Here is a 14,149-nt window from a genome sequence, read left to right as displayed (position 1 = left end):
GGAATGAATAAGTATATAAAGTTAATAATTTAGTACGCTTTTAACTAAACATTTTAAAGGATGTAGCTTATGGAATGGAAAACTGACAGAAAATCCAAGAAGCCTTTATATAAACAAATAGCAGCTTACATCGAGAGTGGCATTGCTGATGGAACATTTTTATTGGATAAGCCGCTACCGTCTGAACGCTTCTTGGCAAGTGAGCTGGGAGTTAACAGAAGTACAGTTGTTGCGGCATATGATGAATTGGAAGCAAATGGGCTGGTTGAACGAAAAAAAGGAAGCGGAACGATGATCAGCAAGGATATCTGGGGAATTACCCAAAAACGTATACCCAGTTGGAATAGATATATCGAAGCGGGTTCTTTTTTGCCCAATATGCCAGTAACGCAAAGAATACGTAAAGAGACGGAAGGGCATAACCTTATTAACTTAGCTAGCGGGGAGCTTTCAGAAGACTTATTTCCAGTCCAATCCTTACGTGAAATCATTTCTAATAGGTCCTTCATTGGTAGCTTAGGTTATGATCACCCTCAAGGCAATGCGGTTTTAAGGGAAACGATAACCAATCATGTTAAACAGTATAGGAGAATTGACACGCATCCATCTTCTATACTCATAACTTCTGGTGCACAGCAAGCCATCCATCTGGTGGTCCAATGCTTGTTAAAGCCAGGAGATGCCGTCGTATTGGAAGATCCTTCATATAGTTACAACCTTCCCATCTTTCAATCCGCTGGCCTAAGAATTTTTCCTTTACCAGTTGATAAAGATGGCATCAACCCAGAGGATTTACTGGAACTCCATAAAAAACATCGGATCAGGATGATTTTTTTGAACCCTGTATTTCAAAATCCTACAGGAACTGTCCTTCATATCAACCGTCGTAAAAGGATTCTTGAACTTTCATCCGAATATGGAATACCGGTCATAGAAGACGATCCTTATAGTTTAACTTCCTTTGCCGGTGAAGAAATTTCCACTCTTAAATCGATGGACAACAACGGAAATGTTTTATATATAAGCTCTTTGTCAAAAATTGTTGCTTCCGGTTTAAGAATTGGGTGGATTATAGGACCGAAACCAGTTATAGAGAGACTATCTGATGCTAAGCAGCAGGTTGACTTCGGTCATGGCTCATTCACTCAATGGATAGCAAACGATTTTTTGGATTCAGAGTATTTTCCTGCCCATCTTGCCTGCTTAAGGGGGCAACTGGAAAAAAGAAGGGATGCAATGGTTTCGAGCCTTCAACAATTCCTGCCAAAAAAAGTTGATTATTATTCGCCAAATGGTGGAATTCATTTGTGGTGTAAACTGAAAGTGCCATTGAACGAATTAAAGCTACTGGAGGAATCCATCAAAAGAGGAGTCATATATGTTCCGGGTTCAACACTAGGAACAGATGAGGGATACGTACGCTTTACTTTTGCAAGGGAAAATGAGGCTTCCATTCACGAAGGCATCAAAAGGTTTGCAGAGGCTGTAAAAAGTTTATAATCCTATGCTTTGATATTAACGAGAGAGAGTCATGATGATTCCAGACTGTAGACAAACTTGATGAAAATTCAGTTTACCTGCAGTTTTTTATGCAATTTAGATGTTGATTTCCACTCCAGGCACTCGCTTTCCGCGGGCGGTCCGGGAGCCTCCTCGGCGCAAGCGCCTTTGGTGTCTCCCTTTGACACGCTTTTCCGGCAGGAGTCTCGTACCTTACGTTCCAATCACTATTTATAAGCTTTAGATAGTGACGAAATCATGATTCTTTTTTTGTTTTTTTTTTCGAGGAAGCAAGTTAGCTCTGAGTTCCTGCAATATGTGGTATTTTAGCCATTTCTTCAGTGGCGCTTTGCACTTTTCTATGTATATTAACGAAAGAAATCAACAAGTGGATGGTGGAAATTTCACTTGATTGGATGGTCCTAAAATTGGTTGTTCTTTTATTATAGAGAAGTAGGCTTGTTCTAATATATTTACTCATTAAACATGAAGCGCGATCTACGATGGGAATCGGAATAATTTGAAATGGTTCAAGGAAATAGATAATAATATTGGGAGGCGTTGAATCATGACGATAAGTGTAATATTAGTAGTAGCCATTAGTTTAGTTGCTCTGGTTGGCACCCTTTCATTAACGGGGAAGAGTGATAGTGATTATTCTGCAGCAACGAGAGGGAATTTGTTGAACCTTAGTTATATTTATATTGGCCTTGCGCTACTATTAACTGTGGGCATCATCTACTTCGTAATAAAATCTGCCTAAGATACGAGTGATTTACAAGACATACTCTATTTGTGAAAAAATGTGAATTTGTTCACAAATGTGACGAAAATATGAACGAAAAAAATCTGATAGATACCTTAAAAAAAATGAAACGTTAATAGAACGGTCACTTCAAAGAAAAACTGACCGCCTCTTAAAATAATAATGTAGCGGAGATGATCAAATATGACATTGCCTGTATTGATTTTGACAATTATCTTAAGTTTGCTTAAATTATTAGTTACCTGTCTTCCAACCGATGCAGTGAATTGGATTTTGAGTAAATTTAAAATACATTCAGAAATTAGTGACTCGAATGCAATCGTAACCTTTGATGGAAAACGTTTGGAAGGTGAAGACAAAATTCAAGTGATTGATTATTTTAACGAAGCTAAGTTTTTGAAAAAAAATCATATATTTCCCGGGAACGAGCAATTGTTTTTACATCCAGAGAACAGCGGGACTCCAATAATAATTGATGTTAAAAGAGGAAAAAACGATGTTAGATTTTTTGTGTACATTTACAGCGACCACGTGGATGTAGTCAAACAGTACAAGAAGAAAGTAGTTGCGTATAGTCTTCTTTCCGAGGGCTTCCAAGAACGTTCCATGCCAGTAATAAGGAATTTAGCTTAATAGGAACATAAAAAATTAAAGTGAACTGCACTCCAATTGTTAGTAAACATCTAACCAATTGGAGATGCAGTTTTTTTATATGATGAATAACGAAAATGACTTTCGGTCAGGTTCAGCTAAACAAACAAACTGATAACTTTCAGCGGCCGAAAGTCAGTCGTTCTCGGTTAATACCTTTAAAGTCCTTTCCCTGATGCTTATCCTGTTTTTATAATCTTTAGCAACCAGCTCTGTATATATTAAATCAAACAGTAATAGTAGCGGAAGCAATGGTGAGATGTTTTGTCCCATATGCATGCTGTTTTTGCTCGTGACCAATAGCGATAGATCGCCAAGCAGTGAGAGCTCGGAATTCTTATCCCCAGTAAAGACCAAGATGCGTGAGCCTTGCTTCTTTGCGATTTTAACTGCTGAAATCACTTCTTTCGTTGTTCCGGAAATGGAAATGCCGATGACAACACTATTCTCGTTACTTAAAGCTGCATCCATCATTGACTGGTGGGGATCTGTAATGGCTTCAACAGTTAAGCCAATACGGAAAAACTTGGATTTGAACTCCTGGGCCGCTATACCTGAACTCCCTATTCCATATACATGTATCTTATTTGCCTGTGTTAGGAAAGATACTGCTTTCTGGATATTGTCATATGTCGTTATATGAAAGGTATTATCAATGATACCTAGGTGATCTTGATACAGTTTAGCGAAATAATCCACCTGCTTGATGTTCTTCATGTTTTTCGGCGTATTTCGGAGATCCACGAACCTTTTTAACTCATGCCTGAACTCATTAAACCCGGAAAAGGCTAATTTCTGGCAGAAACGCGTAATGGTTGCAGGTGAAATATGAAGCTTTTTAGCTATTTGACTAATGGTTAACTGACTTACTTCTTCAGGGCGCTGCAGAATATAATTGGCCAATTCTTCCTCTGTTTTGGTGAACTTGTCCATGCTGCACTCTATGCCATATATGAGGTTTTCCGCTAAATATTCCATTGAATCACCCATTTCAAATTTCTTATATGTATTCATAGTTTAATGTATCCATTACGGACGTCAATAACCTGAGGAACGGAAACAGGAATATGAGTCGAAAAAAAAGACCCAAACTGTTGTCAGTCTGGGTCTTTTAAATCTATGAAATTTCTATTCTTGAATAGCATCGACGAATCTTTTTGTGATTTGCTGCGGTCTGGTAATGGCACCGCCCACCACTACTGCATGGACATTCATATCCAATACAGAGCGGGCGATTTCCGGTGTTATGACATTTCCTTCAGCGATCACTTTCGCTTTTTTCACTGCTTTTACTATCTCCTTGAGCAAAGCGTAGTCATCCTGATATATTTTCTGGCCGAACGTTTCGTCAGTATAGCCGTATAAAGTGGGCGCCACAATATCGAATCCTAAATCGTCAGCGTATATGGCTTCCTCAATGGTGGAAACATCCGCCATTAGTAAAACATCCGGATATTTTGCTCTTATTTCACCATAAAACTGCATTAGCGTTTTACCGTCCGGCCTTACCCGGGATGTAGCATCCGTCGCAATGATTTCGGCTTTGGTTTCCATCAATGCATCAATTTCGGCCATGGTTGGAGTGATATAGACATCGTTTTGTCCATACACCTGTTTAATGATCCCTATGACTGGAAGGTCCACATTTTTCTTGATTTCCATTATGTCAGCTACAGAGTTTGCGCGAATGCACTTGGCACCGCCTTCTTTGGCAGCAATGGCCATGCGTCCCATAATAAAAGAGCTGTGCAGCGGCTCATTCTCCAATGCCTGACATGATACAATTAAGCCTTTGTGAATTTTATCCAGCACCTGTTGCATGTTTAACACGTCCTTATCGTTATCTATGTTCTCAATGACCCAAGTATTCTTCCACTTCATTTTTGATGATCGTCACTTGGGGACCGTAAACTATTTGAATGCCATTTCCTTTTTTTACGACGCCTTTTGAACCGGTTTGTTTAATGACGTCTTCTTTCACCAATGATTCATCCTTTACCGTGACACGAAGACGGGTTGCACAGCAATCGACTATATCGATATTTTCCTGTCCGCCTAATCCATTGACGATGGTCTGGGTTCTCTCTGATGCCGTTACTTGTGTAACAGCGGCCTGTTCATCATCTTCACGGCCAACCACTTTCAAGTTCTTTTTCCTGATCAAGAATTTAAACGTGAAGTAGTATAGGAAAAACCACGGAATGCCGACGAGAAGTACATAAACCCAGTTTGTTTTACTGATACCCTGGAGTATCCCGAATAAAGTAAAATCAATAAATCCTCCAGAAAAGGTTTGGCCGATCGTTATATTGAATATATCTGCCATCATGAAGGCAAGTCCGTCAAACAAGGCATGAAAAACATAAAGGATCGGGGCGACAAATAAGAAACTGAATTCAAGCGGTTCGGTGATGCCTGTTAAGAAAGAGGTCAGGGCAGCTGAAAGAAGCAAACCGGCCACGACTTTCTTATTTTTAGGTTTAGCGCAATGATAAATGGCCAATGCCGCGCCAGGTAGACCAAACATCATCGTGATGAACCGTCCGGACATGAACCGGGAAACACCCTCATAATATTTGACGGTAGTTGGGTCGGCCAATTGCGCAAAGAAGATATTCTGGGTCCCGCTGACAATCTGCCCTTTAATCTCCATCGTTCCGCCTAAAGCTGTTTGCCAGAAGGGAAGGTAGAAAATATGGTGCAGCCCTAACGGCCCGAGCATCCGTAATATGAACCCGTAAAAGAAAGTCCCGATCGTACCTGTGCTCGTTACCAGCGCACCTAATTGGTTTATGAAAAGCTGGAAATAAGGCCATACGATAAAAAGCACGGCTCCAACCAAGATGGACGCGAAGGAAACGATGATCGGAATGAAACGTGAACCCCCGAAAAACCCTAGCACTTGCGGAAGCTGAATTTTATTATATTTATTGTGCAAAAGTGCGGCAACGATACCTACTACGATACCGCCAAACACACCGGTCTCCAGTGTTTGGATCCCGACCGCCATTCCTTGTCCGGCACCTGCCAAATTCTCTTTGGCAAGTTCCCCGTTTATTTGAAGCAGTGCATTAATTGAACTGTTCATGACAAAATAGCCGATCATGGCTGCCAATGCAGCGGTCCCTTTATCCGACCGTGCCAATCCTACTGCAACACCTACGGCAAAAATAACCGGCAAGTTGCCGAATACGATGCTTCCTGCAGAACTCATGATCGTGAAAATGGCCTGCAGCCAAGCAAAGTCTAAAAATGGATAGGCTTCAACTGTATTTGGATTGGAAAGAGCACCGCCAATTCCCAGCAATAAACCGGCCGCTGGCAAAACGGCAATCGGGAGCATAAAAGATTTACCGAACTGCTGCGCTTTCTCAAAAGCTTTCTTCATAATGATTCCTCCCTCATTTAACGAGCCTTTGATACTCTTTATTTTTATCGCTCTATACTAGCTATATTAAATCCATGTGAGAGCGTTTTCAATGCGATGCAAGGTTATATCAACTGTTTTCAATCTTGTGCTTATTTCTCTGAAAAAGTTTTCATTAATAGAAGGTGCGGGATTGGATAAAAAGTTATATGAATATATTGAAATCTTTATTGCTTATTTTTATAATTCGTGTATTGGTGAGTAAATGTGCAATTTAATAAAAAAAAAACATTTTTTTTGTGTGAAATCCGAATATTATCTTGTGCGATTAAGAAAAAGTATATATAATTACCTCAAACGATAGTTTGGCAGGTGATAGTCATCTTAGCGATAAACTCTAACGAAACGAAGAAATTGCTTTCTCATATGTACAATGAGGTATCGAAGGAATTGTTCGGCTTTGGTACGACGCTGCTGAAGGTTACTGTTGAGCAGAATGTGATTACATTTCAAGCCAAACATCGACGTGCCCCGCGCTCTGAAGCTTTAGAAGGGGAAGTTCCCAGCCTGAAGCAGGAGGTTGACTTTCATATGTCCCTGCTTTATAAAAAGAAACTGAAACAAAAGCTGGAAACGAAAACGAATTGGGATATTGAAGCTGTCCTGAGGGATTATGACTCAGCGACGCAGCTGGCATTCACCAATATTGTATTGAAGGAAAAAATTATATAATCATATAAATGGATTTCCCTTCGGATTTATCTGGAGGGAACGCCGCTAGAGAACCAAATGATAAGTTTTATCTTTGTATACAAAGAAAAGACAATCTTGGGTAGAATTTCAATTCTATTTAAGATTGTCTTTTTTACATTTATATCAGTAAAAAGGAAATTTTAACAATATAAACTTGGGGGTTTGGATGATGAAAAAAATATTGATGATGTTATCGCTTTTCACATTAGTTTTAGCTGCATGCTCTTCAAAGGACAATGGAAAGGAAAAACCAGCGAAATTAGTCGTTTCCACTTGGGGATTCGCCGATGATTTCTTCCGTCCTGAAGTCTATGAGCCATTTGAAAAGAAGCATAATGTAGAGATTGTTGTTGATTCAGGAAATAATGCAGATCGATTGAACAAAGTACGCCAAGCGAATAGCGATGTGGATGTTATCTATTTATCCGATTACTATGCACAGCAGGGCATCGATGAAGGGTTATTTGAGAAAGTTGACTACAGCAAAATTCCAAATATTGATAATATATACGACAAAGCAAAAGCACCGAATGGCGAGGACTTTGGACCAGCCTATACCATTGCACAATTTGGCATTGCCTATAATCCCGATGAATTAAGTAAACCGATTACCTCTTGGGAAGATCTTTGGAGCAAGGATTTGGCAGGGAAGATCACGATCCCATCCATCACTTCAACAACTGGACCGATGTTTTTGGATGCCGCTTCAAAAGTTAGCGGAAGTAAAGAGTTCAATGAAGATAAAGCCTTCGATCAAATGAAAAAGATCATGCCGAATGCGGTTAAGGAATATGGGCAAACATCAGAGTTCGTCAACATGTTCTCGCAAGGGGAAATCGCTGCAGGCCCGATCATGGAAATGTATTTTGGCGATTTACAGGAAGCCGTTCCTAATGCTAAGTTCATTTCCCCAGAAGAAGGCGGCTACGCAGTGATGAATACGGTGAATATCGTTAAAGCCAGCGATCAAAAAAAATTGGCCGGCGAATTCATGAATTACATCTTGAGCAAGGAAGTTCAGGAAAAATCAGCAAAAGCGAAAGTGGATTCTCCAGTCAATACGGAAGTCAAGCTCTCTAAAACGGAAGCGAAAGGCTTAACCTATGGAGATGAAGTCATTAACAGCCTGCGTGTATTGGACATGAAATTTGTTAATGAAAACTCGAAACAATGGATCGATCGTTGGAATCGTGAGCTTACACACTAAGGAAAGAAATGAGGTGTGCTTGATGAAGAAAAAAATGATTCTTGATGTGGATACTGGGATAGATGATGCGATCGGGATCATTCTTGCTGTTAAAAGCCGTAAATTCGACATATTGGCGGTAACAACAGTGAATGGGAATGTATCACTTGATACGGCCACATTGAATACATGCAAAATATTGGATTTATTGAGTGAACAGGACATCTCAGTCATAAAGGGGGCAGATAGCCCAATTATCAGGAGGCCCTTTTTTGAACACCGGATCCATGGCGAAGACGGGATTGGCGGAGCCTTGAAGGATGTACCGGTCAAAAAGCAGCCTGATGATGGATTTGCTTCTGATTTCATCATCAATTCCATTTTGAATTTTTCCAGGTGAAGTGACGCTTGTCATGACGGGACCTCTTACGAATTTGGCATTGGCGGTGAAAAAGTGTCCGCAAATCACCAAGCTCGTTAAAGAAGTCATTTTCATGGGCGGAGTTGTCAAAGGGGTTGGCAATGTCACGCCAACCTCTGAATATAACACGTATGTCGATCCTGAAGCAGCCAAAATCGTATTACAGGCGGGATTCGCATCCATCACGCAAGTTGGTCTTGATGTCACGAGAAAGGTTCTATTGGATGAAGAGCATATCCAATTGATTCAAAACCATGAACTTGCTGACTATATAAGGCAAAGTACATCAGATTATCGGAAAAGGTATTTTGAACGTAATGGTATAAGGGCATGTGCGATGCATGATCCATTAGCTGTAGCCATTGCTTTGCAAGAAGATCTTGTCACCAGAGAAGAATATTATGTGGATGTTGAAACAAAAAGCGAGCTTTGTGACGGACAGATGGTTTGCGACTTTCAAAATAGGCTGATGAAGCCGCCAAATGCGCATGTTTGTCTGGACGTCGATGCGGAAGCGTTTTTCGACCTGTTCATTCGCATAATCAATTCATAAATAATACGAACAGGGGGTTCCGAGGTGAAAAAACGCTATCTATACCTGCTGCTGTTACCAGGCGTTTTATTTTTAACGATTTTCATGATCATTCCGATCCTAATGACGATTGGCACGACATTTTTTAATGAAAGCGGCGGCAGTTTTTCCATACAAGGATATCTCGATTTTTTCCAGGATCGATACTTTATTGAAATACTGCTAACTACACTCAGGGTGAGTCTGTTCACGACAATCATTTGCATTCTATTAGGATTCCCAGCAGCTTATTATATTTCAAAACTGAAACAACGAAAAAAAGCCATCATGCTTTTGCTGACGATCTTCCCGCTATTAACAAGCCCTGTGGTTCGTTCATTCAGCTGGATGGTGATCATCGGTAAAAACGGTGTGGTGAATAAATTGCTTATGGGCATGGGCTTGATTGAAAAGCCGCTTGATATTTTGTACACGCCCACTGCCATCATCATCGGATTGGTCCATTTATTCCTGCCATTGATCATCGTGACGCTGGTGGGTGTGATGGAGAACATCGAGACTGACTTATTAAAAGCGGCGGAGAGCCTTGGAGCATCAAGATTGGCAGTATTCTCAAAGGTGATCATTCCGCTTTCGGTTCCAGGTTTGGTCATTGGAAGCATCCTTGTTTTTGTAGGAAGCTTCACAGCCTATACAACACCCGCTTTATTAGGCGGGAAACAGCGGGTCATTTCTACATTTCTTTATCAAAACGCAATTACATTGAACGAATGGCAAGTGGCATCGATTGTCGCTACGATAATGATTGCAGTGACAGTCCTGATCATATCGATCATGAATGGTTTGGCAAAAAAATTAAATCCAAAGGGGTAGAGGTGTATGCAGGAAAAAAATCGAGGATTGGCCCTGTTTACTCTCCTGGTGTTCATTTTTTTACTAGGGCCTTTGCTTATCATATCCGTTACGTCATTTGAAGGCGGAAATATTTTGAAGTTCCCGCCAGAAGAGTTTTCTTTAAGATGGTACGAAAATATTTTTAACGTGGAAATGTTTTTGGTCGCTTTTAAAACGTCCATCCTTGTTTCACTTGGAGGCAACCTTTTGGCACTGTTATTGGGAGTGCCGGCTGCCTATGCATTAAGCCGGTTTGACTTCAAAGGGAAAAGCGTGATTAATGCCTTTTTCGTTTCTCCAATATTAATACCGGGAATTGTGCTGGGCTTTGCGTTTTTACGTTATATAGTGGGGACTTATCAGCTACCGATTTATGCGGCCCTGTTTGTGGGACATACTGTTATCATGCTTCCGTTCATCATCCGTGTGATTTCTTCAAGCTTATCAAACTTTGACTTTTCCATTGAAGAAGCGGCGGAGAGTCTCGGAGCCAGTAAATTGGGAACATTCTTTACAGTCGTCCTCCCGAACATAAAATCAGGAATTCTGGCGGCAGTCATGATCGCCTTCTTGGAATCCTTCAATAATGTCGACATTTCAGTTTATATGACAGGCCCTGGGGTAAGTACGTTTCCGATTCAGATGCTGACGTATGTGGAGAACTACTTCGACCCTACCATCTCGGCCATTTCCGTATTGCTCATGTTCATAACGGCTTTCTTCATGTTTATAGTAGAACGGCTCATGGGATTGTCTTATTTCACAAAACGATAAAGGAGGTAATGATGGATGGCTTTATTCACTTTACAAGATATATCTGTAGCATATAACAAACAGAATATATTAAAAGATTTCAATCTCGAGATTGAAAAAGGGAAACTTGTATCCCTACTTGGCCCGAGCGGCTGTGGGAAAACGACGACCCTGCGTTTAATTGCCGGGTTTTTACAGGCGAACGAAGGGAAGTATTTATTCAAGGAAAAGGACTATACGAAAGTGCCCGTCAACAAGCGGAATTTTGGCTTTGTGTTCCAAAACTATGCATTATTTCCGCATTTGTCGATATTCGATAATATTGCATTCGGTCTCCGTCTGAGAAAGAATTCTAAAAGTGAAATCGAAAAAAAAGTAATGAATGTGCTCGAAATCGTTAATTTAAAAGGATTTGAAAAGAGATATCCCCAAGAGCTTTCAGGAGGGCAAAAGCAGCGGGTTGCGATTGCCAGGGCGCTGGTGATTGAGCCGGACATCCTATTATTTGACGAGCCATTGAGTAATCTCGATGCCAACTTAAGGGTGAATATGAGAGTCGAGATTCGCCGTATCCAACAAGAGCTGGGGATTACAACGGTATATGTTTCCCATGACCAGGAAGAATGCTTTTCGATATCCGACCAGGTGGCGATCATGAATAAAGGGATCATCGAGCAGCTTAGTGATCCTGCGACCATTTACAAATATCCTGAAACCAAATTTGTCGCTGACTTCATCGGCTTCAAGAACTTCATTGACTTCGATAAGCGGAGGGATCATGACGGTAAAATCGAACTGAACAAATCTGGATACTCATTTGTGCTGCACAAGGACCCGCAGATGACCAATTCAACGGGAAAAATAGGCGCCATCAGGCCGGACGATCTGTTGATCAGGGAAAAAGATAACACGGGAGCTGTTCAGGAAAATAGTTTACCTGGCCGAGTTAAGGTAAGCACCTATCTGGGAAGAAGCTATCAATATGTTGTTGAAACTCCAATAGGGGATTTCACTGTGAACAAGGAAATGGCGGAATCCTATCGGACGGGTCAGGAAATCATCCTAGAAATTCCGAGAAACCAGATGGTGCTTGTTGACTAGTAGGAGGGTAAATTATGCGAATGGATATGCTTGTAAGAGATATCAACGTGTTTAACAGCTATTTTAAAAAATTCATTAAAGGGAATGCAGCCATCAAGGATGGAAAGTTCTATTATATTGGAGAACGGGAATTGGATGCCTTCGAGTCAGATAGAATCGTCGATGGACAGGGGAAGTATATGGTTCCAGGTCTAATCGATATCCATCTCCACATTGAAAGTACGATGGTGACTCCTGCGACTTTTTCCTACGGGCTAATCAAGAACGGTGTGACGACAATCGTGCCGGAACCGCATGAAATGGCTAATGTTTTCGGGATTTCCGGTGTGAAGGAAATGATCAAAGCAAGTCAAGATTGCGTGGCGGATATGTTTTATGCCATCCCGAGTTCCGTTCCTGCCACATCGATGGAAACAACAGGCGGTGCTATCGAAATAGATGATATAGACGAATTGATGCAGACGGAGGACATTATATGCCTCGGCGAGATCATGAATTACTATGAGGTCATATCCGACCCGTATTGCAAAACGAATAAGATCTTGTCCCATATCCGTTCCCGTTATCCAGATTTGATCATTGAGGGGCACGTTCCAAAGCTGCTCGACTTGGACTTGCAGAAGATTGTTTATGCCGGAGTGAATTCAGATCATACACACCAGACAGTGGAAGGGATGGACGCGAGGATCGCTGCCGGGATGTTCATTGAGATTCAAGAAAAATCAATGACTGAAGAAGTGATGAATTACTTGAAGGAAAATCAGGTGGATGAGCATTTCTGCTTTGTCACCGATGATGTCATGACCGACTCTTTCCAAAAAAGGGGACATCTTAATGTCCTTTTAAAGAAAGCAATCCAAATGGGGATGACTCCGGAAAAAGCCATTTATGCATGCACCTATACACCTGCACAGCGGATGAGAATGTATGACCGCGGCGCCATTGCACCTGGAAAAACGGCAGACTTCCTGCTGCTATGTGACTTGGAAACATTTGATATTGAACAAGTATACAAAAATGGTGAGCTAGTTTATGAATCTTCACGGCCATATGTACAAGAAGTGAAGGAAGAACAATTTCCTGAGCATTTCTATCAAAGTGTGAAGCTTGCGGAACTTACGGAAAACGATTTTAACATACCAATCCCGGATATGCTTGAAAGCAGCATGTGCCGAATCATAAACGTGCAGAACGGTTCTACTTTCACATCTGAAACCCATGATCGTTTAGATGGAAAGAATGGTCAATTATGCTGGGAAGAAAGCCCTTATGGTTTAATCGCCACATTCGAACGATACGGGAAGAACGGTAATCGGGCACACGGGTTGATCACCGGCGATGTATTGAAGCGTGGAGCTGTCGCCACCACCTATTCGCATGATAACCATAATCTTCTGGTGATTGGCCATAACAAGCAGGATATGATGATTGCCGCTAACGAAGTGATTAGGAAGCAAGGCGGTGTCTGCTGTGTTGCAGATGGCAAGGTCCTATCGATGATTCCTCTTCCGGTAGGGGGCATTCTTTCCGAAGAGCCGATGGACATCGTATCAAAGCAGGTTCAGCACCTGACAGATGCACTTAAATCGTTAGGCTACGAACATTATAATGTCATCATGTCATTAAGCACCTTATCCCTTCCTGTCAGCCCGGCTCTGAAAATAACCGACCATGGATTGATTAACGTGAATGAAGGGAAAACAGTCCCTCTCATAATGGTTGATGAAGCATAAATCTTAAAGGGGATTATCCAATGGATAATCCCCTATTTTTAATGACTTAACAGGCGTCAAATGTTAAACTGCACTTTTAATTGCGTTTTATTTTCATATAATTACCATAAAGGGAAAGATATGATAAAATGGAGGGACAACTGAGGATAGAGTGGTAGGTCACAGTTTTGCTTTTCCATCTAATTATAGATTGGAAAGGAGGTGACCGCTTGATTCATTTCTTATTGAACTTGATTACAGATATGGGTAAAGAGATATTTGTTGCTGTAGCAACCAGTCTTATCCTGTCTATGTTCGCCAAGAAACGGAAAAAGAACCACTCATCCTCCCAAGATGGCAATGGTTCTTCTTCTGACGATTAATTAAGTTAGTTGTGACCAACCACTCTTGCTAGTTGTCAGCCTCATGTTAGCGCATGGGGCTGTTTTTAGTTTATGTTGATATAAGGATAACATACCCCAATTTTAAAGTAAATATTCAGACAATGAAATA

13 protein-coding genes and 1 pseudogene are annotated in these 14,149 nt (G+C 41.0%); 11 read left to right on the top strand and 3 right to left on the bottom strand.

The features are described from left to right. Positions 1–69: 69 nt before the first annotated feature. The 3 genes from pdxR to ACIQZD_RS11030 all read left to right on the top strand — a co-directional run bounded on the left by pdxR (position 70) and on the right by ACIQZD_RS11030 (position 2,899). Positions 70–1,500, top strand: a complete 1,431-nt coding sequence (gene pdxR, locus ACIQZD_RS11040; RefSeq protein ID WP_402901900.1) for a MocR-like pyridoxine biosynthesis transcription factor PdxR — start codon at positions 70–72, stop codon at positions 1,498–1,500. Positions 1,501–2,068: 568 nt separating this feature from the next. Further along, the gene (locus ACIQZD_RS11035) at positions 2,069–2,263 is read left to right on the top strand and encodes a hypothetical protein (RefSeq protein ID WP_402901897.1); all 195 of its coding nucleotides are present in this window, start codon (positions 2,069–2,071) and stop codon (positions 2,261–2,263) included. A gap of 186 nt (positions 2,264–2,449) precedes the next feature. Beyond that, positions 2,450–2,899 (top strand): YfmQ family protein, encoded by a 450-nt coding sequence (locus tag ACIQZD_RS11030; RefSeq protein WP_402901894.1) that lies wholly within the window; start codon positions 2,450–2,452, stop codon positions 2,897–2,899. Positions 2,900–3,052: 153 nt separating this feature from the next. Here ACIQZD_RS11030 and ACIQZD_RS11025 read toward each other — a convergent pair whose 3' ends face one another. The 3 genes from ACIQZD_RS11025 to ACIQZD_RS11015 all read right to left on the bottom strand — a co-directional run bounded on the left by ACIQZD_RS11025 (position 3,053) and on the right by ACIQZD_RS11015 (position 6,305). After that, positions 3,053–3,931 carry a MurR/RpiR family transcriptional regulator gene (locus tag ACIQZD_RS11025; RefSeq protein ID WP_402901891.1) on the bottom strand — a complete coding sequence of 293 codons (879 nt, stop codon included), beginning with the start codon at positions 3,929–3,931 and terminating at the stop codon, positions 3,053–3,055. 114 nt (positions 3,932–4,045) lie between these two features. Beyond that, positions 4,046–4,738: an N-acetylmannosamine-6-phosphate 2-epimerase gene (locus ACIQZD_RS11020; protein WP_402902091.1), complete on the bottom strand. Its 693-nt coding sequence runs from the start codon at positions 4,736–4,738 to the stop codon at positions 4,046–4,048. A gap of 31 nt (positions 4,739–4,769) precedes the next feature. After that, on the bottom strand, positions 4,770–6,305 hold the full coding sequence (locus ACIQZD_RS11015) for a maltose/glucose-specific PTS transporter subunit IIC (protein ID WP_402901887.1): 1,536 nt from the start codon (positions 6,303–6,305) through the stop codon (positions 4,770–4,772). 405 nt (positions 6,306–6,710) lie between these two features. Between ACIQZD_RS11015 and ACIQZD_RS11010 the strand changes: the two genes are divergently transcribed. The 8 genes and pseudogenes from ACIQZD_RS11010 (at position 6,711) to ACIQZD_RS10975 (ending at position 14,019) form a co-directional block, all read left to right on the top strand. After that, positions 6,711–7,016 (top strand): DUF2294 domain-containing protein, encoded by a 306-nt coding sequence (locus ACIQZD_RS11010; RefSeq protein ID WP_402902088.1) that lies wholly within the window; start codon positions 6,711–6,713, stop codon positions 7,014–7,016. 190 nt (positions 7,017–7,206) lie between these two features. Next, a complete protein-coding gene (locus ACIQZD_RS11005; RefSeq protein WP_402902085.1) occupies positions 7,207–8,244 on the top strand; it encodes an ABC transporter substrate-binding protein in 1,038 nt (345 codons plus the stop codon). A 22-nt stretch (positions 8,245–8,266) separates the two neighbouring features. Beyond that, positions 8,267–9,197 (top strand): annotated as a pseudogene (locus ACIQZD_RS11000) (nucleoside hydrolase). Positions 9,198–9,221: 24 nt separating this feature from the next. Continuing rightward, complete coding sequence (locus ACIQZD_RS10995) at positions 9,222–10,049, top strand: ABC transporter permease (protein ID WP_402901882.1); 828 nt, start codon at positions 9,222–9,224, stop codon at positions 10,047–10,049. A 6-nt stretch (positions 10,050–10,055) separates the two neighbouring features. After that, entirely contained in the window at positions 10,056–10,844 is a 789-nt protein-coding gene (locus ACIQZD_RS10990; protein WP_101224382.1) for an ABC transporter permease, read from the top strand. A 15-nt stretch (positions 10,845–10,859) separates the two neighbouring features. Further along, the gene (locus tag ACIQZD_RS10985) at positions 10,860–11,924 is read left to right on the top strand and encodes an ABC transporter ATP-binding protein (protein ID WP_402901877.1); all 1,065 of its coding nucleotides are present in this window, start codon (positions 10,860–10,862) and stop codon (positions 11,922–11,924) included. A gap of 14 nt (positions 11,925–11,938) precedes the next feature. After that, positions 11,939–13,657: an adenine deaminase C-terminal domain-containing protein gene (locus ACIQZD_RS10980; RefSeq protein WP_402901874.1), complete on the top strand. Its 1,719-nt coding sequence runs from the start codon at positions 11,939–11,941 to the stop codon at positions 13,655–13,657. A gap of 209 nt (positions 13,658–13,866) precedes the next feature. Continuing rightward, a complete protein-coding gene (locus ACIQZD_RS10975) occupies positions 13,867–14,019 on the top strand; it encodes a hypothetical protein (protein ID WP_153246156.1) in 153 nt (50 codons plus the stop codon). Positions 14,020–14,149: the final 130 nt, after the last annotated feature.

The sequence above is a fragment of the Peribacillus sp. NPDC096447 genome, from assembly GCF_044762725.1.
Lineage (GTDB): Bacteria > Bacillota > Bacilli > Bacillales > DSM-1321 > Peribacillus.
Note: the sequence above shows the minus strand (reverse complement) of the source record. Positions and strands in the feature narration are given on the sequence as shown.